Annotated in this window: 14 protein-coding genes; 5 read left to right on the forward strand and 9 right to left on the reverse strand. The window is 60.1% G+C overall.

What is annotated here, in order from left to right; genetic code table 11:
- Positions 1-71 precede the first annotated feature (71 nt).
- Positions 72-1,535 (reverse strand): glyceraldehyde-3-phosphate dehydrogenase, encoded by a 1,464-nt coding sequence (locus AB4N98_RS05180; RefSeq protein WP_017526646.1) that lies wholly within the window; start codon positions 1,533-1,535, stop codon positions 72-74.
- Between the two features lie 340 nt (positions 1,536-1,875).
- On the opposite strand from AB4N98_RS05180, the gene mfd reads away from it, so the two are divergent.
- From mfd to AB4N98_RS05195, 3 genes are read left to right on the forward strand one after another with little or no spacing between them, the layout of a single operon-like run.
- The gene (gene mfd, locus AB4N98_RS05185) at positions 1,876-5,325 is read left to right on the forward strand and encodes a transcription-repair coupling factor (RefSeq protein WP_017526647.1); all 3,450 of its coding nucleotides are present in this window, start codon (positions 1,876-1,878) and stop codon (positions 5,323-5,325) included.
- A gap of 11 nt (positions 5,326-5,336) precedes the next feature.
- On the forward strand, positions 5,337-5,903 hold the full coding sequence (locus tag AB4N98_RS05190; protein WP_017526648.1) for a CsiV family protein: 567 nt from the start codon (positions 5,337-5,339) through the stop codon (positions 5,901-5,903).
- A 9-nt stretch (positions 5,904-5,912) separates the two neighbouring features.
- Positions 5,913-8,609: a DEAD/DEAH box helicase gene (locus AB4N98_RS05195; RefSeq protein WP_068937304.1), complete on the forward strand. Its 2,697-nt coding sequence runs from the start codon at positions 5,913-5,915 to the stop codon at positions 8,607-8,609.
- 18 nt (positions 8,610-8,627) lie between these two features.
- Here the strand turns inward: AB4N98_RS05195 and nagZ are convergent, their stop codons facing one another.
- Both nagZ and AB4N98_RS05205 read right to left on the reverse strand, forming a co-directional pair.
- Positions 8,628-9,638 carry a beta-N-acetylhexosaminidase gene (gene nagZ / locus AB4N98_RS05200; RefSeq protein ID WP_017526650.1) on the reverse strand — a complete coding sequence of 337 codons (1,011 nt, stop codon included), beginning with the start codon at positions 9,636-9,638 and terminating at the stop codon, positions 8,628-8,630.
- 145 nt (positions 9,639-9,783) lie between these two features.
- Positions 9,784-10,491 carry a TetR/AcrR family transcriptional regulator gene (locus AB4N98_RS05205; RefSeq protein ID WP_065877050.1) on the reverse strand — a complete coding sequence of 236 codons (708 nt, stop codon included), beginning with the start codon at positions 10,489-10,491 and terminating at the stop codon, positions 9,784-9,786.
- Between the two features lie 263 nt (positions 10,492-10,754).
- On the opposite strand from AB4N98_RS05205, the gene lexA reads away from it, so the two are divergent.
- The gene (lexA, locus tag AB4N98_RS05210) at positions 10,755-11,363 is read left to right on the forward strand and encodes a transcriptional repressor LexA (RefSeq protein ID WP_003172575.1); all 609 of its coding nucleotides are present in this window, start codon (positions 10,755-10,757) and stop codon (positions 11,361-11,363) included.
- A 10-nt stretch (positions 11,364-11,373) separates the two neighbouring features.
- Positions 11,374-11,847 (forward strand): SOS-induced cell division inhibitor SulA, encoded by a 474-nt coding sequence (gene sulA / locus AB4N98_RS05215; RefSeq protein ID WP_017526652.1) that lies wholly within the window; start codon positions 11,374-11,376, stop codon positions 11,845-11,847.
- Positions 11,848-11,906: 59 nt separating this feature from the next.
- On the opposite strand, the gene AB4N98_RS05220 is transcribed toward sulA, so the two are convergent.
- From AB4N98_RS05220 to fadB, 6 genes are all read right to left on the reverse strand, one after another.
- A complete protein-coding gene (locus AB4N98_RS05220) occupies positions 11,907-12,140 on the reverse strand; it encodes a hypothetical protein (protein WP_017526653.1) in 234 nt (77 codons plus the stop codon).
- A gap of 118 nt (positions 12,141-12,258) precedes the next feature.
- Positions 12,259-12,780, reverse strand: a complete 522-nt coding sequence (locus AB4N98_RS05225) for a DUF6586 family protein (RefSeq protein WP_017526654.1) — start codon at positions 12,778-12,780, stop codon at positions 12,259-12,261.
- Between the two features lie 237 nt (positions 12,781-13,017).
- Positions 13,018-15,639: a type I DNA topoisomerase gene (gene topA, locus AB4N98_RS05230; RefSeq protein WP_017526655.1), complete on the reverse strand. Its 2,622-nt coding sequence runs from the start codon at positions 15,637-15,639 to the stop codon at positions 13,018-13,020.
- 114 nt (positions 15,640-15,753) lie between these two features.
- Positions 15,754-15,990: a DUF1653 domain-containing protein gene (locus AB4N98_RS05235; RefSeq protein WP_017526656.1), complete on the reverse strand. Its 237-nt coding sequence runs from the start codon at positions 15,988-15,990 to the stop codon at positions 15,754-15,756.
- A gap of 97 nt (positions 15,991-16,087) precedes the next feature.
- Complete coding sequence (gene fadA, locus AB4N98_RS05240) at positions 16,088-17,263, reverse strand: acetyl-CoA C-acyltransferase FadA (RefSeq protein ID WP_003172567.1); 1,176 nt, start codon at positions 17,261-17,263, stop codon at positions 16,088-16,090.
- A 29-nt stretch (positions 17,264-17,292) separates the two neighbouring features.
- Positions 17,293-19,440: a fatty acid oxidation complex subunit alpha FadB gene (gene fadB / locus AB4N98_RS05245; protein WP_460149294.1), complete on the reverse strand. Its 2,148-nt coding sequence runs from the start codon at positions 19,438-19,440 to the stop codon at positions 17,293-17,295.
- Positions 19,441-19,900 lie beyond the last annotated feature (460 nt).

Consider the following 19,900-nt stretch of genomic DNA (forward strand, 5'->3'; position numbering starts at 1 on the left):
ACCCACACCACAAACCACCAGCCATAAAAAAGCCCCGAACCAGTCGGGGCTTTTTCATTCAGCACTCAGGCTTAGCGCGGAAACGCAGGCGGGTTGACCCCGGCCATGTCTTCCATCACGCGAACCACCTGGCAGCTGTAGCCGAACTCGTTGTCGTACCACACGTACAGCACAACGCGGTTGTCCTGGGTGATGGTCGCTTCCGCGTCCACCACACCGGCGTGGCGCGAGCCCACGAAGTCGGTGGACACCACTTCCTGCGAGTTGACGAAGTCGATCTGCTTGTGCAGGTCGGAGTGCAGCGCCATGTAGCGCAGGTACTCGTTCATCTCTTCACGGGTGGCGGCTTTCTCAAGGTTCAGGTTGAGAATGGCCATCGACACGTTCGGCGTCGGCACGCGGATCGCGTTACCGGTCAGCTTGCCGGCCAGCTCAGGCAGGGCCTTGGCAGCAGCGGTGGCGGCACCGGTCTCGGTGATCACCATGTTCAACGCGGCGCTGCGACCACGGCGATCGCCTTTGTGGAAGTTGTCGATCAGGTTCTGGTCGTTGGTGTACGAGTGAACGGTTTCAACGTGACCGTTAACGATGCCGAACTTGTCGTTCACTGCCTTGAGCACCGGCACGATGGCGTTGGTGGTGCAGGAAGCGGCGGACACGATCTTGTCGTCAGCGGTGATTTCGGCGTGGTTGATACCGTGCACGATGTTCTTGAGCTTGCCCTTGCCAGGCGCGGTCAGCACAACACGGTCAACACCCGGGCATGCGAGGTGCTGGCCCAGGCCCTCGGCATCACGCCATACGCCGGTGTTGTCCACCAGCAGGGCGTTCTGGATGCCGTACTGGGTGTAATCCACCTCAGTCGGGTTTTTCGCGTAGATCACCTGGATCAGGTTACCGTTGGCGGTGATGGTGTTGTTTTCTTCGTCAATGGTGATGGTGCCGTTGAACGAGCCGTGTACCGAATCGCGACGCAACAGGCTGGCGCGTTTGGTCAGGTCGTTTTCGGCGCCTTTGCGCACCACGATCGCACGCAGGCGCAGGCCGTCGCCGCCGCCGGTTTTTTCGATCAGGATGCGCGCCAGCAGGCGGCCGATACGACCGAAGCCGTACAGCACAACGTCGGTGCCTTTGCGGGCCGCCGCGTTTTGCTGGCCAACCACATCGGCCATTTCTTCACGCACGAACTGCTCGGCGCTGCGGCCATTGCCTTCGTTGCGGAATTTGTACGCCAACTTGCCCAGGTCTACCGAGGCCGCGCCGAGCTTGAGCTCACTCATGGCCTTGAGCAGTGGGAATGTTTCGTGGACGGAGAGTTCGCTGTCGTCGGCGGAGCGATGGCGCGCAAAGCGGTGCGCCTTGAGAATCGCGATGACAGACTGGTTGATCAGGCTGCGGCCATAGATCGAGCTCACCACATTGTTATTGCGGTACAGCTGACCGATAAGCGGGATCATCGCTTCTGCGAGTGCTTCACGGTCGATCCATTCACCAAGACACTGGTCGGGCTTCTGAGTCACGGGAACCTTCCACATGTAGGGGCTGAAAAAAGGGGCTACATTATGTCGCCCGACTGCGCGTTGAGCAATGCGCGACGGGCAACAAAAAGCCCTTGCAAAAAAATACCACCCCGCTACAGGCCAGGAAATACGCGGGTTTCAGAAGGCCACCATTGGCACAAGCCTGCCGACTTGTCCGTAACCCTCCGAAATATCCGCGCCGTTTGGCACTACATATTGAGTCAAAAGGCTGCATTGTTTGTCTTAACCACTACATTTCCTACAAACCGCATTACACACAGTCAGCAACTGACAGGCGGCACCTCGGGCCGCTACAATTACCGACTTTGTCGCAACGCTTGGAGCTCAACCTTCCGTGCCCGTTCTGCGTCTACCGCTACTCCCTGCCGCGGCAGGTAAACAGCATTGGGGCAACCTGCCCGGTGCCGCCCTGAGCCTGGCCATCGCCGAGGCTGCCAGCGCAGCCAAGCGCTTTACCCTGCTGCTCACCGCCGACAGCCAAAGTGCCGAACGGTTGGAGCAGGAGCTGAGCTTCTTCGCCCCCGATTTGCCGGTGCTGCATTTTCCCGACTGGGAAACCCTGCCCTACGACCTGTTCTCGCCGCACCAGGACATCATCTCCCAGCGCATCGCCAGCCTGTACCGCTTGCCGGAACTGGCCCACGGCGTGCTGGTGGTGCCGATCACCACGGCGCTGCATCGCCTGGCGCCGACCAAGTTCCTGCTGGGCAGCAGCCTGGTGCTGGATATCGGCCAGAAGCTCGATGTGGAACAGATGCGCACACGCCTGGAAGCCAGCGGTTACCGTTGCGTCGACACGGTGTACGAGCACGGCGAGTTCGCGGTGCGCGGCGCCCTGATCGACCTGTTCCCGATGGGCAGCAAGTTACCGTACCGCATCGACCTGTTCGATGACGAAATCGAGACCCTGCGCACCTTCGATCCGGAAAACCAGCGTTCCATCGACAAGGTGGAATCGGTCAAGCTGTTGCCGGCGCGGGAATTTCCACTGCAAAAAGATGCGGTCACCCGTTTCAAGGCGCGCTTTCGCGAGCGCTTCGACGTGGACTTCCGCCGCTGCCCGATCTTCCAGGACTTGAGCAGCGGGATTACGCCGGCCGGTATCGAGTACTACCTGCCGTTGTTCTTCGACGAAACCTCGACCCTGTTCGATTACCTGCCCCAGGACACCCAAGTGTTCTCGCTGCCAGGCATTGAGCAAGCGGCCGAGAACTTCTGGAACGACGTGCGCAACCGCTACGAAGAACGCCGCGTCGACCCCTCCCGGCCTTTACTGCCGCCCGCCGAACTGTTCCTGCCGGTGGAAGACTGCTTCGCACGCCTCAAAAACTGGCCGCGCGTGGTCGCCAGCCAACAGGACGTGGACGCAGGCGGTGGCCGCGAACGTTTCCCGGCGCAAGCGTTGCCAAACCTGGCGATTGAAGCCAAGGCCAACCAGCCGCTGGAAGCGCTGTCGAACTTCCTGGGTGGCTTCCCCGGCCGCGTGCTGTTTACCGCCGAATCCGCCGGGCGCCGTGAAGTGCTGCTGGAGCTGCTGGAGCGCCTGAAGCTGCGGCCGAAAACCGTCGACAGCTGGCCGGACTTCATCAGCAGCAAAGAGCGCCTGGCGATCACCATCGCCCCCCTGGATGAAGGCTTGTTGCTGGACGACCCGGCCCTGGCCCTGATCGCCGAGAGCCCACTGTTCGGCCAGCGCGTGATGCAGCGTCGTCGCCGTGAAAAACGCGCCGACGCCAACAACGACGCGGTGATCAAGAACCTCACAGAGTTGCGCGAAGGCGCGCCGGTGGTGCATATCGACCACGGCGTCGGTCGCTACCTCGGTTTGCAGACCCTGGAGATCGATAACCAGGCAGCCGAATTCCTCACCATGGAATACGCCGAGGGCGCCAAACTCTACGTGCCAGTGGCCAACCTGCACCTGATCGCCCGCTACACCGGCAGCGACGACGCCCTGGCACCGCTGCACCGCCTGGGCTCCGAGACTTGGCAGAAAGCCAAGCGCAAGGCCGCCGAACAGGTGCGCGACGTGGCCGCCGAACTGCTCGACATTTATGCGCGCCGCGCGGCCCGCGAAGGGTATGCGTTCGCCGACCCGAAAGCCGACTACGCCACCTTCAGCGCCGGCTTCGCCTTCGAAGAAACCCCAGACCAGCAAACCACCATCGAAGCGGTGCGCGCCGACATGCTCGCGCCCAAGCCGATGGACCGCCTTGTCTGCGGCGACGTAGGCTTCGGCAAAACCGAAGTGGCCATGCGCGCCGCCTTTATTGCCGTGCACGGCGGCCGCCAAGTGGCGATCCTGGTACCGACCACCCTGCTCGCCCAGCAGCACTACAACAGCTTCCGCGATCGCTTTGCCGACTGGCCGGTAACCGTCGAAGTGATGAGCCGCTTCAAGTCGGCCAAGGAAGTGAACGCGGCCGTCGCCGATTTGGCCGAAGGCAAGATCGACATCGTGATCGGCACCCACAAGCTGCTGTCGGACGATGTGAAGATCAAGAACCTGGGCCTAGTGATCATCGACGAAGAACACCGCTTTGGCGTACGGCAAAAAGAACAGCTCAAGGCCCTGCGCAGTGAAGTCGACATTCTTACGCTCACTGCAACGCCAATCCCACGCACCCTGAACATGGCCGTGTCGGGCATGCGCGACCTGTCGATCATCGCCACGCCGCCGGCGCGACGCCTGTCGGTGCGCACCTTCGTCATGGAACAGAACAAAAGCACGGTCAAAGAAGCCCTGCTGCGCGAACTGCTGCGCGGCGGCCAGGTGTACTACCTGCACAACGACGTGAAGACCATCGAGAAATGCGCCGCCGACCTCGCCGAACTGGTGCCCGAAGCACGCATCGCCATCGGCCACGGGCAGATGCGCGAGCGCGAACTCGAACAGGTGATGAGCGACTTCTACCACAAGCGCTTCAACGTGCTGATCGCCTCGACCATCATCGAGACCGGCATCGACGTGCCGAGCGCCAATACCATCATCATCGAGCGCGCCGACAAGTTCGGCCTGGCGCAACTGCATCAGCTGCGCGGCCGCGTTGGGCGCAGTCACCACCAGGCTTATGCCTACCTGCTGACGCCGCCGCGCCAACAGATCACCTCCGACGCAGAAAAGCGCCTGGAAGCTATCGCCAACACCCAGGACCTGGGCGCAGGGTTTGTGCTGGCCACCAACGACCTCGAAATCCGTGGCGCCGGCGAACTGCTGGGCGACGGCCAGAGCGGGCAGATCCAGGCGGTGGGTTTCACCCTTTATATGGAAATGCTCGAGCGCGCCGTGAAAGCCATCCGCAAGGGTGAACAACCGAACCTCGACCAACCCCTGGGCGGTGGCCCGGAAATCAACCTGCGCCTACCGGCCTTGATTCCCGAAGACTACCTGCCCGACGTGCACGCGCGGCTGATCCTGTACAAGCGCATCGCCTCGGCCACCGACGAAGAAGGCCTCAAGGATTTGCAGGTCGAGATGATCGACCGCTTCGGCCTGCTGCCGGAACCGACCAAGAACCTTGTGCGCCTGACGCTGCTCAAACTGCAGGCCGAGCAGTTGGGAATAAAGAAAGTCGACGCCGGGCCTCAGGGCGGGCGTATCGAGTTCGAAGCGCAGACGCCGGTAGATCCCTTGGTGCTGATCAAGTTGATCCAGGGCCAGCCCAACCGCTACAAGTTCGAAGGGGCTACGCTGTTCAAATTCATGGTGCCGATGGAACGTGCCGAAGAACGCTTCAATACCCTGGAGGCGTTGTTTGAGCGCCTCATTCCGAAATCTGTTTGAAGGACGCCCCAATGCGCTTGTTCCGCATGCTGAGCTTGTTGTTGGTAGTCGTGGCGCCTTCGGCCTTCGCCGACAGCCCGTACCTGGTAGAAATGATTTTGGTACGCCAGAACGCGGAGCCCGTGATCAACAGCCGCGCCGCGCCGGAAAACTGGGATGCCGGGGCCGTGCGCCTGGGCGATAAAATGAGCCCGCCGCGCCTGAACAACATCGTCGACAAGCTCAATGCCGATAGCAGCTACACCGTGCTGGCGCATAAAACCTGGGAGCAGAACCTGGGCGAGCAGCCGGTGAAAATCGCGATCACCGACGGTCAGGAGCAGTTCGGCCAGTTTCCCATTGAGGGCACATTGAGCCTGCAACTGGGCCGCTTCACCGATATCGATGCGCAGTTCTGGGTCAACCAGTTCGACAGCAACGCCAGCGTGATCGCCAGCGAACACCTGAGCCAGACCGACGTGCGCACCAAGAACAATCAGCTCAATTACCTGGATGGCGGCCACCTGGCGCTGCTGATCAAGATTACCTCGCTGACCGCCAAGCCACCCAGCGCACCACCGCCCGACATCCAGGACTGATCCAGCGCCATGCCCCTGACGTCGTCGTTGACCAAGCCCCTGGCCCCTTCGTGGGCCAATCGCTTCAAAGAGCAAAGCCTGGAGCGCGGGCGGCGGTATGCCTTGGAGAACCGCGTGCGCATCGTCGAATCCGGCGACAGCACCATCATCGCCAATTGCGAAGGCTCGGGCGGCAACGTTTATCGGCAGACCATTTCACTGCGCGAGTCAGCCAAGGGCACGTTGATCCTGGTGGACAGCCGCTGTACCTGCCCGGTGCACACCAACTGCAAACACATCGCGGCCGTGCTGCTCAAAGTCCAGGAAACCCTGGCCTACCCGGCAGCGGCCCAGGATGCCGAGTTGTTGCAAAAACTCCAGGCCGTGCTGGATAACCGCGTGGTGCTGCCGCAAGTGGTGATGGACGATGTGCTACCGATCCCGCGCCTGTGGCTGGCCAGTGTCGAATTCAGTGCGTTTGAGCCGCGCAACGGCAAGATGCAGCGCTATATCCAGCACCGCGCGGCGCTGTCGTTCAACTATTTGGGCAACTATGTCAGCGGGCAGAAGAACGCCGACATTATTGTGCGCCAGGAAACCCAGAGCCTGCGCATCAAGCGGCATCCCGAGCTGGAGCAGCGCTATCGCGAGCAACTGCGCCTGCTGGGCTTCAAAATCGCCACGCGCCAAAGCAAGGCCTTGCCTGAAAGCGCCGGCGAGCTGTTCGAGATGGTCAATGACAGCGCCTGGCTGAACTTCACCCTCAATGCATCGCCCACCTTGCGCAGCGCGGGGTGGGAGTTGCAGATCGATGAGGATTTCGGCTTCGACCTGAGCCCGGTCGATGACTGGTACGCCACCGTCGATGAAGGGCCCGAGCGTGACTGGTTCGACCTGGAGCTGGGGATCATCGTCAACGGTGAACGCCTGAGCCTGCTACCGATCCTGCTGAACCTGATGCGCTCCCACATCGAGATCCTCAACCCGGAAAAAGTCGCGCGCCGCCGCGATGACGAACTGATCCTGGTGAACATTCCCGGCTTGCCCAACGGCGGCCACGGCCCCCTGCAAGTGGCACTGCCCTACGGCCGCCTGAAACCGGTGCTGGCCACATTGGGCGAGTTCTACCTGCAAGAGCCCGGCACCACCACCCTGCGCCTGGCCAAGGCCGATGCGATTCGCTTGAACCCTCTGCAAGACCTGCCCCTGCAGTGGGAGGGTGGCGAGAAGATCCGCCACTTCGCCCAGCGCCTGCGGGATATCAAGGACTTCACGTGTGTGGCGCCCGAAGGCTTGAATGCGACGCTGCGCCCCTATCAGCTGGAAGGCTTGAGCTGGATGCAGTCGCTGCGCCAGCTCGACGTCGGTGGCATTCTCGCGGATGACATGGGCCTGGGCAAAACCCTGCAGACCTTGGCACATATGCTGAGCGAAAAGATCGCCGGGCGCCTGGATCGGCCGTGCATGGTGGTCATGCCCACGAGCCTGATCCCCAATTGGCTCGATGAGGCGGCGCACTTCACTCCACAATTGAAAGTGCTGGCGCTGTACGGTGCCGGGCGCAAGAAGCATTTCGACAACCTGCAGGATTACGACCTGCTGCTGACCACCTATGCGCTGCTGCCCAAGGACATCGAACGGCTGGCCGCCCTGCCCTTGCATGTGCTGATTCTCGATGAAGCCCAGTACATCAAGAACCCCTCCAGCAAGGCCGCCCAGGCCGCAAGCGAGCTGAACGCGCGGCAACGCCTGTGCCTGAGTGGCACGCCACTGGAAAACCACTTGGGTGAGCTGTGGTCGCTGTTCCACTTCCTGTTGCCGGGCTGGCTGGGCGACGTAAAAAGCTTCAACCGCGATTACCGCGTGCCCATCGAAAAACGCGGCAGCGAGGTGCGATTGCAGCACCTCAATGGTCGGATCAAGCCGTTCCTGCTGCGGCGTACCAAGGAACAGGTGGCCACGGAATTGCCGCCCAAGACCGAGATCATCCACTGGGTGGACCTCAACGAAGCGCAGCGCGACGTGTACGAAACCATGCGCCTGGCCATGGACAAAAAAGTCCGCGACGAGATCACCCGCAAGGGCGTGGCGCGCAGCCAGATCATCATTCTTGAGGCGCTGCTCAAGCTGCGCCAGGTGTGTTGCGATTTGCGCCTGATCAACGACGCTACCCTGCCCGCCCGTGGCAGCACCTCGGGCAAACTCGACAGCCTGCTGGAAATGCTTGAGGAGCTGTTTGCCGAAGGCCGGCGCATCCTGTTGTTTTCCCAGTTCACCTCGATGCTGAGCCTGATCGAAGCAGAACTGAAAAAACGCGGGATTGCCTACGCCCTGCTGACCGGCCAGACCCGTGATCGACGCACGCCGGTGAAGGATTTCCAAAGCGGCAAGCTGCAGATTTTTCTGATCAGCCTGAAGGCAGGCGGTGTCGGCCTGAACCTGACCGAAGCCGATACCGTGATCCACTACGACCCTTGGTGGAACCCGGCCACGGAAAACCAGGCCACCGACCGTGCGTATCGCATCGGGCAAGAGAAGCCGGTATTCGTCTACAAGATGATTGCCCGCGGCACGGTGGAGGAGAAAATCCAGCACCTGCAGAAAGAAAAATCCGACTTGGCAGCGGGCGTGCTGGATGGACGTACCACCGGGGACTGGCAGTTGGGCAACGAAGATATCGAAGCGCTGTTTGCGCCGTTGCCCACTAAACAAGAGAAGCGCGGTTAGAGTGCGCCGGATGCCCAATCATTCGATGAGTTGGGCGGCCCTCAGAGCAGTCAGCGCCGCCAACCAACGCGGATCCTGCTTGTAGTCCGGTGAAGCGATCCCCTGGCCGCGCATGCGCGCGATCCGTGCCGACGGCTTGACATTCATGCGCTGCGCTGCGGTGAGTGCCAGCTCGGCAGCCGCGCGATCATTGCACACCAACCCCATGTCGCAACCGGCGGTCAGCGCCGCTTCTATGCGACTGGCTGCGTCACCAACCACATGGGCACCGGCCATGGACAGATCATCGCTGAAAATCACCCCGTCAAATTGCAGCTCGCCACGCAGAATCTCCTGCAGCCAGCGGCGCGAAAAGCCGGCGGGCTGGGCGTCGACCTGCGGGTAGATCACATGCGCCGGCATCACCGCCGCCAGTTGCTTGCTCAAACGTGCGAAAGGTATCAGGTCATTCGCGCGAATCTGTTCCAGGCTGCGTTCGTCATTGGGAATGGCGACGTGGGAATCGGCCTCAGCCCAACCGTGGCCAGGGAAATGCTTGCCGGTAGCGGCCATACCCGCGCTGTTCATGCCACGAATAAACGCCCCGGCAAGCACGGCGGCGCGCTCGGGATCGCCCTCGAAAGAACGCGTGCCCACCACGGCGCTGCGCTGGTAGTCCAGGTCCAGCACCGGGGCGAAGCTCAGGTCCAGGCCGACGGCCAGCACTTCGGTGGCCATGACCCAGCCGCACTGTTCGGCCAGGTACTCAGCGTTGGGGTTGTCCGCCAACGCGCGCATGGCCGGCAGACGCACAAAGCCCTGGCGCAGGCGCTGTACCCGACCGCCCTCTTGGTCGACAGCCAGCAGCAGGTCCGGGCGCACCGCGCGAACCGCCGCACTCAGCTCCCGCACTTGGCGCGGGTGTTCGATATTGCGCGCAAAAATGATCACGCCACCCACTTCCGGCTGGCGCAACAGGTGGCGATCCTCGGCCGTCAGCCAGGTACCGGCAACGTCGACCATCAAAGAACCTTGCAGGGCAGCAGTCATAAACCTTCCTTAAATAACGCGCACAACCCGTTGCCCTCAAGCGGCGCAATAAGCACAGCGAGGTACAACGGGTTGCGAGTAAATAGCTGAAATCGGCATGGCGGCTAGCTTAGCGGATGCAAGCGGCCGCGCACACCCGGAGCGGTCAAACCTTGGCGGGAACCGGCACGGTTTTGCTGCGTGGGCGCAACTGTGCGGCGGCCATGGTCGGGTCGGTCACACCGGTTTCGGCGCGCATGCCGGCGGCGAGGAACGGCACCATCAGGCGCATCACCTGCTCGATGGACGTGTTGACGCCAAAATCGGTCTCGGCAATCGCGCGCAACGCCTTGATCCCGGACATGCTGAACGCGGCCGCACCGAGCATGAAGTGCACGCGCCAGAACAATTCGATCGGCGGAATACGCGGCGCGGCGTCGTTGACCAGCAGCATATAGCGACGGAACACCTTGCCGTACATGTCTTCCAAATAACGACGCAAGTGACCCTGGCTCTGGCTGAACGCCAAGCCCAACAAACGCATGAAGATCGACAGGTCATTGCCGCTGCGAGGCTGAACCACCAAGGCCTGCTCGACGAGGATTTCCAGCAGTTCTTCCAGGCTGGGCTTGTTGTCGGCCTTGGCTTGGCGACGCTCCAGTTCGCGGTCGAGACTGGCGCAGAACGGGCCCAAAAAGCGCGAGAACACCGCCTGGATCAGGGCCTTTTTCGAGCCGAAATGGTAGTTCACTGCGGCAAGGTTGACCCCGGCCTTGCTGGTGATAAGCCGCAATGAAGTTTCGGCAAATCCTTTTTCCGCGAACAATTGCTCGGCAGCATCGAGAATGCGTTCAACGGTTTCCGACTGGGCCATGGCTACTCCGCCTGACAAACACTTGTTTGAAACATACGTTTCAGGGTGTGTCTTGTCAAGCCTGCAGGTTCGTTTTGCGGCCGGGCAGTCATCTATTTGAGCGCTATTTAATCACATCCTTTCAGGTCTGTAGGCAGCGCTATCTCAACGGCGTAGGACGGCGGACCAATGACCGTCCAGCGGAGTCATGTAAAAGGATGATTGCCAAGCGCAGTTCACTGTATATAATCCCAGTCACTGTATAAAAAGACAGAGCGATCAACATGCTAAAACTGACGCCACGCCAAGCTGAGATTCTGGCTTTTATCAAGCGCTGCCTCGATGACAACGGTTATCCGCCGACACGAGCCGAGATTGCGCTGGAACTGGGGTTCAAGTCCCCCAATGCCGCCGAAGAACACCTCAAGGCCCTCGCTCGCAAAGGTGCGATCGAAATGACCCCCGGTGCCTCGCGAGGTATTCGCATCCCTGGTTTCGAAGCCAAGGCCGACGAATCGACACTGCCGATCATTGGCCGCGTCGCCGCCGGTGCGCCGATCCTGGCGCAGCAGCACGTCGAGGAATCCTGCAACATCAACCCGACCTTCTTCCACCCGCGCGCCGACTATCTGTTGCGGGTACATGGCATGAGCATGAAGGACGTGGGTATCTTCGATGGCGACCTGCTGGCCGTTCACACCACCCGCGAGGCCCGCAATGGCCAGATCGTCGTCGCGCGTATCGGTGATGAAGTCACGGTCAAACGCTTCAAGCGTGAAGGCAGCAAGGTCTGGCTGCTGGCCGAGAACCCTGAATTCGCCCCGATTGAAGTGAATCTGAAAGACCAGGACCTGGTGATCGAAGGCCTGAGCGTCGGCGTTATTCGCCGCTAAAGGAGGCATCATGCAGCTCGTGCACACCCCACAACACACGCAACTGTCGCTGTTCGAAGCCTTTATGGCCCAACCCCTTGTGCCTACTCTCAAGGAAACAGTCGAGGCGCCCTGGAGCGCCGAACCTGAGGCGTTCAGTGAACTGTCGTTGCGCGGCGCTGCCGGAAGCTGCCTGAGCCTGCTGGCACCGATACTGCGTGAGTTGAGCGAAGAGCAGGATGCCCGCTGGCTAACGTTGATCGCCCCGCCCGCCAGCCTCACCCAGGCCTGGCTGCGGGATGCCGGCCTGAACCGCGAGCGCATCCTGCTACTGCAACCACGCGGTACGCAAAGCGCCCAGCAGTTGACTTGTGAAGCGCTGCGCCTGGGGCGTAGCCACACGGTGGTGAGCTGGTTGAACCCGTTGAACGCGACGGCCAAACAGCAGTTGATCAGTGCTGCGCGCACAGGGGATGCGCAGAGTTTGAATATTCGATTGGGATAAAATCACAGGCTTGGCCTGTAGTGATCGGGCTCGCCACTAAAGCCCGTTCACCACGAGACTCAGTGAAGAATCCGCGGTCCGTCGTCTTTTTCCGGTTCGCCTTCCGCCAACCGACCGGCCATCTGCACACCCACGCTCAACATGGCTTTTGCCACTTCCACGTGCTGGCCTTGCAGAAACACTTTGGCGTCTTCGGAAAAATCCAGAGTAACCAGAGAACCTTCGTCCTCGGCCCGGCGCAGTTCGATTCGACCGTCAGGCAGTTCAACAATTTCCAGAAAGGACGTCGGCATAAAAGTCTGTTCTCCACGAAAGGCCGGGATTATATCAGTCATACACCCAGCCTCGCTGAGGATCTGAACAGGTTTCTTTACAGCTTGATGAACGGTGCTTTTTGAGTCCGAGCCGCTATTAGCACTCGTTAAGACCTTCACGAAAGCGCAGTGCCATCTTCTTCAGCTCTTGCCGCCAACCTTCCAGCTCCGCCCGACTCAGTGGCTGGGGCTCCTCCTCGTCCAAGGCTACCGCTACGATCAGCGGTTGAGTGACGTCACCCTTAGGCACATGGGGAACACGCGGCGGCTGGAACATATCAGCATGGGCCTTGAGCAAACGCGCCACCCAGCTGTCGGGGCTCTGAGCCATCTCTACCAGCTCGGCCAATTCGGGGATGGCCATGGACTCCAGCACTTCATGGTTCATGATCATTTCCGCACGAGGCGAACCGGCCTGGGGCAAACGGTAGAACCCTGCGATCTCATGGCACAGCCCGAGCAAGGCGCCGTACAAGTGGAACAACGCCGCCTCGCGCCCTGCCTGGACCAGCGCGATAGCATTCATCTCCTTGCCTTCCTCCGCACGGCCAAGGGCCTCCAGAGACAAACCCGCGAAGTAAATTTTCTGATTGGTACGGGTATAGAGTTCGTTGGCCATACGGCAATCTCCACAACGAATGAGGCAGGATGCTGGCTGAACAGTGTCACGGATCAGCCGAGCCCACTGCAAGTGCCATGAACGGCCGCTTACGTGAGAAGAAACTTCACTTACAGAACCACGCAGATGCAAAAGGGGCTTGCTCCCGATAGCGGTATACCAGTCGACGTGTATATAGACTGATGCACCGCTATCGGGAGCAAGCCCCCACACTCAAGCGTCGGCGTCTCCGGCGGATCAAGCGCCCTGGCGCTTGTCCTCGACTTTCCACTTGCCACCGTCGTAGAACGCTTTCCAGCCGGTAGGCTTACCGTCCACTTCGGTCTGCACGTACTGCTCCTTGGTTTTACGGCTGTAGCGGATCACGGCTGGACGACCATCCGGATCCTTCTTCGGCGCTTCACACAGGAAGTGGTACTTCGGATCGATCTCATCCTTGTGCGGCACGATCTCCAACACCAGCGGTGCACGGGTCTCGCGGTTTTTCGGGAACTGGCTGGCAGCCAGGAACAACCCCGAGGCACCGTCACGCAGGATGTAGGTGTCGTTGACCTTCTCGCACTTGAGTTCAGGCATCTTCACCGGGTCCATCTTCGGCGGCGCTGCGTCACCGCTTTTGAGCAGTTTGCGGGTGTTCTTGCAGGTCGGGTTGGTGCAGCCGAAGAACTTGCCGAAACGACCGGTCTTGAGCTGCATCTCGCTGCCGCACTTGTCGCATTCCAGGCTCGGACCTTCGTAGCCCTTGATGCGATAAGTGCCCTCTTCAATCTCGTAGCCGTTGCAATCCGGGTTGTTACCGCAGATATGCAACTTGTGCTTCTCGTCGAGCAGGTAGGCATCCATCGCCGTGCTGCAGATTGGGCAACGGTGCTTGCCACGCAATACCAGCGACTCGGATTCACCTTCGTCATCGGCAGCGATTTCATCACCCGGCACCAGGTTGACCGTGGCCTTGCAGCGCTCTTTTGGCGGCAGGCTGTAGCCCGAGCAACCGAGGAACACACCGGTGGATGCGGTACGAATCTGCATCGGGCGGCCGCAGGTCTGGCACGGGATGTCGGTCATCACCGGCTGGTTGGCACGCATGCCGCTGTCAGGGCTTTCGGCCACTTCGAGTTTCTTTTTGAAGTCGCCGTAGAACTCGTCCAGCACGTTTTTCCAGTCACGCTCGCCCTGGGCCACGTCATCGAGGTTCTCTTCCATGCCGGCGGTGAAGCCGTAGTCCATCAGGTTGGAGAAACTCTCGGACAGACGCTCGGTGACGATGTCACCCATCTTTTCCGAATAGAACCGACGGTTGTGCAGCGCCACGTAGCCACGGTCCTGGATGGTGGAAATGATGGCCGCGTAGGTCGAAGGACGACCGATACCGCGTTTTTCCATTTCCTTGACCAGGCTGGCTTCCGAGTAACGCGCCGGCGGCTTGGTGAAGTGCTGCGACGGATCGAGCTTGATCAGCTTCAACGTGTCGCCCTGGGCCATGTCCGGTAGCACATCGTCATCGCCCGGTTTGGCGATTTGCGGCATCACACGGGTATAGCCGTCGAACTTGAGGATACGGCCCTTGGCACGCAGCTCGAAGTCGCCGGCGCCCACGCTCACGGTGGTGGACAGGTATTGCGCCGGCAGCATCTGGCAAGCCAGGAACTGGCGCCAGATCAGCTCATAGAGGCGCTCAGCATCACGCTCCATGCCGCTCAGCTTGGCCGGCGTGGTGTTGGCGTCGGAAGGACGAATCGCTTCGTGAGCCTCCTGGGCGCCTTCCTTGCTGCTGTAGACGTTTGGCTTCTCCGGCAGGTACTTCTTGCCGAATTCGCTTTCAATATAGGTGCGCGCCATCGCCACCGCGTCTTGCGACAGGTTGGTGGAGTCGGTACGCATGTACGTGATGTAGCCGGCTTCGTACAGACGCTGGGCCATCATCATGGTTTTCTTCACACCGAAGCCCAGGCGGTTACTCGCGGCCTGTTGCAGGGTGGAGGTGATGAACGGCGCCGACGGCTTGCTGCTGGTCGGTTTGTCTTCACGCTTGACGATGCTGTAACTGGATGCCTTGAGCTTTTCCAGCGCGGCCATGGCCTGGGCTTCGTTCAGCGGCTTGAAGGCCTCGCCTTTCTCGCGGGCCACTTCAAAGCGCACGTTGGCGCCCTTGGCGGTGCCGAGGTCAGCGTGGACTTCCCAGTACTCTTCGGGGTTGAACGCACGAATCTCACGTTCGCGCTCCACCACCAGCTTGACTGCTACCGATTGCACACGACCGGCGGACAGGCCACGAGCGATCTTGGCCCACAGCAGCGGCGAGACCATGTAGCCCACGACGCGGTCGAGAAAACGTCGCGCCTGCTGGGCGTTGACGCGGTCGATATCCAACTCGCCCGGCTTGGAGAAGGCTTCCTGGATGGCTTTTTTGGTGATTTCGTTAAACACCACGCGTTTATAGCGGCTGTCATCCCCGCCGATGGCTTCGCGCAGGTGCCAGGCAATGGCTTCCCCTTCGCGGTCCAAGTCCGTTGCGAGATAGATGGTGTCGGCATCTTTGGCGAGCCGGCGCAGCTCTTCGATGACCTTTTCCTTGCCCGGAAGGATTTCGTACTTGGCCTTCCAGCCATGATCCGGGTCCACACCCATGCGCGAGACCAGTTGCTTGCGCGCTTTCTCTTTTGGCGTGAGTACCGGGCCTTCACCCGCAGCCGCCTTGCCGCGCTTGGCGGCAGGCTCCTTGCTGGCGCTAGCCGAACCGCTGGTGGGCAGGTCTCGGATATGGCCGATACTCGACTTCACCACGTACTCGTTGCCCAAGTACTTGTTGATGGTCTTGGCCTTAGCCGGGGATTCCACAATGACCAGCGATTTGCCCATGGATCGGAAAATTCCTGAATTCGAGAAGTGAAAGGCAGTTGGCGCCTGACGCGGCAACGCTATATATAGTGGCAACCGGGTGAGGTCAAGCGCAGCATTCTGCGCGACCTGCCGTTATTGCCCTGAAAAAACACTGGGTTCGGCCTGGACCAAAGCAAAGCGCGGGACCTGCTCGCCGTCAACTTCGACGGACTCCAGGAACATGCTCAAGGGGCGCACCCAAAAGCCGTAATCACCATACAGAGCTTGGTAGAACACCACTTCCTCTTCGGTTTCGGAGTGCCGCGCCACACTGAAAACACGGTACTGCGGCCCCTTATAATGTTGGTAGAGCCCTGGTTCGACTTTCATGCTCCGGCCCTCTTACAAAATTTGTTTAAAAAAAAATACAAAACTGCCCAAAAACAAAAACCGGGGCACTGGGCCCCGGCTTCCGTCAACCCAACGCTCAGACGCGTTCGAAGACGGTGGAAATGCCTTGGCCGAGGCCAATGCACATGGTAGCTACCCCGAGGTTGCCGCCATTCTGCTTCATCACATTGAGCAAAGTGCCAGAAATCCGCGCACCAGAGCAACCGAATGGGTGGCCCAGGGCGATCGCACCGCCGTGCAGGTTAACCTTCTCGTTCATCTTGTCGAGTACTTTCAAATCTTTCAGCACCGGCAGGGCCTGTGCGGCGAAAGCTTCGTTGAGCTCGAAGAAGTCGATATCGGAGATGGAAAGGCCCGCACGCTTCAAGGCTTTTTGCGTGGCCGGTACAGGACCATAACCCATGATCGCAGGGTCCACCCCCGCCACCGCCATCGAGCGGATCACCGCCAGCGGCTGTATACCCAGGTCCTGGGCACGCTGCGCCGACATCACGATCATGCACGAAGCGCCGTCGGTGATTTGCGACGAAGTACCGGCAGTCACGGTGCCGCCCTTTGGATTGAAGGCAGGTTTAAGTGCCGCCAGGCTTTCCAGGGTGGTGTCCGGACGAATGGTTTCGTCATAGTCAAACAGTTTCAGGAAACCGTTTTCGTCGTAGCCGTTCATCGGGATGATTTCATCCTTGAACTTGCCTTCCACGGTGGCCTTGTGGGCGAGCTGGTGAGAGCGCACGCCGAACGCGTCCTGGGCTTCGCGGGTAATGCCATGCATTTTGCCGAGCATTTCCGCGGTCAGGCCCATCATGCCCGAGGCTTTTGCCGCGTACAGCGACATGTGCGGGTTAGGGTCGACGCCGTGCATCATGCTGACGTGGCCCATGTGCTCCACGCCGCCGACCACGAACACATCACCATTGCCGGTCATGATCGCCTGGGCGGCAGTGTGCAACGCGCTCATCGACGAACCGCACAGGCGGCTCACGGTCTGACCCGCCGCAGTGTGCGGGATCTGAGTCATCAAGGAAGCCATGCGCGCAATGTTCCAGCCCTGCTCCAGGGTCTGGTTGACGCAACCCCAGATCACGTCCTCGACTTCATTCGGGTCGACCTTGACGTTGCGTTCCAGCAGTTTGCTGATCAAGTGCGCCGACATGTCTTCGGCACGGGTGTTGCGGTGCATGCCGCCCTTGGAGCGGCCCATCGGTGTGCGACCGAAGTCGACAATCACCACGTCTCTTGGATTCAAGCTCATAAATATTCTCGCTCTAGTCGTTTGGGCGCTTAACCGAAGAAGCTCTGGCCGTTCTTGGCCATTTCACGCAGCTTCGCGGTCGGGTGGTACAGCGGGCCCAAATCAGCGTATTGATCAGCCAGGGCAACGAATTCAGCCACACCGATCGAGTCGATGTAACGCAGCGCACCGCCACGGAATGGAGGGAAACCAATACCGTACACCAGGCCCATATCGGCTTCGGCGGCGGTCTCGACGATACCGTCTTCCAGGCAACGCACGGTTTCCAGGCACAGCGCGATCATCATCCAGTTGATGATGTCCTCGTCGGACACCTCACGCTGCTCATAGATAACCGGCGCCAGTACTTCGTGCACCGACGGGTCAGCAACTTTCTTCTGCTTGCCCTTCTTGTCGGCCTCGTAGGCGTAGAACCCCTTGCCGTTCTTCTGGCCCAGGCGCTTGGCGTCGTAAAGTGCGTCGACAGCCGAGCGACGGTCGTCCTTCATGCGGCCCGGGAAACCTTCAGCCATCACGTCACGACCGTGATGACCGGTGTCGATGCCGACCACGTCCATCAGGTACGCCGGGCCCATTGGCCAGCCGAATTTTTCCATGACCTTGTCGATACGCACAAAGTCCACGCCGGCACTGACCAGCTTGGCGAAACCGCCGAAGTACGGGAACAGTACGCGGTTGACCAGAAAGCCCGGGCAGTCGTTGACCACGATCGGGTTCTTGCCCATTTTCTTGGCGTAGGCAACGGTAGTGGCAACGGCCAGCTCGCTGGACTTCTCGCCACGGATCACTTCCACCAGCGGCATCATGTGCACCGGGTTGAAGAAGTGCATGCCGACGAAGTTTTCCGGACGCTTGAGAGCCTTGGCCAGCAGCGAGATGGAAATGGTCGAGGTGTTGGAGGCCAGGATGGTGTCGTCTTTGACCTGGGCTTCCACTTCAGCCAGCACGGCCTGCTTGACCTTCGGGTTCTCGACAACCGCTTCGACCACCAGGTCGACATGACCGAAATCGCCGTAGGACAGCGTAGGACGAATACCGTTAAGCACTTCGGCCATTTTCGCAGCAGTCATGCGACCTTTATCAACGCGGCCCACCAGCAGTTTGGCGGCTTCCGCCAGGCCCTGCTCGATGCCGTGCTCGTTGATGTCCTTCATCAGGATCGGCGTGCCTTTGGACGCCGACTGATAGGCGATACCGCCGCCCATGATCCCGGCGCCGAGCACGGCGGCCTGTTTCACGTCTTTGGCGATTTCGTCGTAGGCCTTGGCTTTTTTCTTCAGTTCCTGATCGTTCAGGAACAGGCCGATCAGGCTTTGGGCAGCCGAGGTTTTCGCCAGTTTGACGAAGCCTGCCGCTTCTACTTCCAGGGCTTTGTCGCGACCGAAGTTCGCGGCTTTCTGGATGGTCTTGATCGCTTCAACCGGCGCCGGGTAGTTCGGGCCGGCCTGGCCAGCCACGAAACCTTTGGCGGTCTCGAACGACATCATTTGTTCGATGGCGTTGAGCTTGAGTTTTTCCAGCTTCGGCTGACGCTTGGCCTTATAGTCAAATTCGCCGCTGATGGCGCCCTTGATCAGGTTAAGCGCGGCTTCGGCCAGTTTGTCCGGGGCAACCACAGCGTCGACGGCACCGACTTTCAGCGCGTCTTCCGCTTTGTTTTCCTTGCCGGCGGCAATCCACTCGATCGCGTTGTCCGCGCCAATCAGGCGTGGCAGGCGCACGGTGCCGCCAAAACCTGGGTAGATGCCCAGCTTGACTTCAGGCAGGCCGATTTTGGCAGTGGCCGCCATGACGCGAAAATCCGCCGCCAGGCACATTTCGAGGCCGCCGCCCAGTGCGATGCCATTGATGGCGGCAACGGTCGGCACATTGAGGTCTTCGAAATCGCTGAAAATCTTGTTGGCTTCGAGGTTGCCAGCCACCAGCTCGGCATCGGGCAGCTTGAAGTTGTCGACGAATTCGGTGATGTCAGCGCCGACGATGAACACGTCCTTGCCGCTGGAAACGATCACACCCTTGACCGAAGCATCTGCTTTGATGGCGTCTACGGCCTGACGCAGTTCGTTCAGGGTTAGACGATTGAATTTGTTGACGGACTCACCCTTGAGGTCGAATTTCAATTCGACGATGCCACTTTCAAGAGCCTTAACCGTGATGGCTTTACCTTCGTAAATCATCAACTGATCTCCACGATATGGAAGCTGAACAGTACACATTGGACGCTGGCCTCTGGTTTGACACTGACAGTTGCATCAATGCTCACGCCAATCCGCCAGGCACACCCGCCAATGCGATAGTCGGGATTCTGTATGAACGGTCTGACAGACAAACGCTCAATTCATACGCCCGTTTGATTTGGGTACGCCACCTTCATCCAATTCAGGGCAATTGTCAATCGCCCGAAAGGCTAGGAAAAAGGCGACTTTCCAGTCATTTTCAGAACCTCGCCCCAGGCGTGCGCCTCGCCAATATCTAACTATTCACGAAATCAATAATTCAAAAATTTTACGAAAGACTGTACAGAACGCGATATGCCGCTAGGCTTGCGGCAACCGTACCGCGCGCGGATCAACATCCGACGCGCCAAACCCTGATTTACCGGCCTGCCTGGCCAACTCCAGCCCGATGATGATGTCG

The organism is Pseudomonas sp. S3_E10, assembly GCF_054667615.1.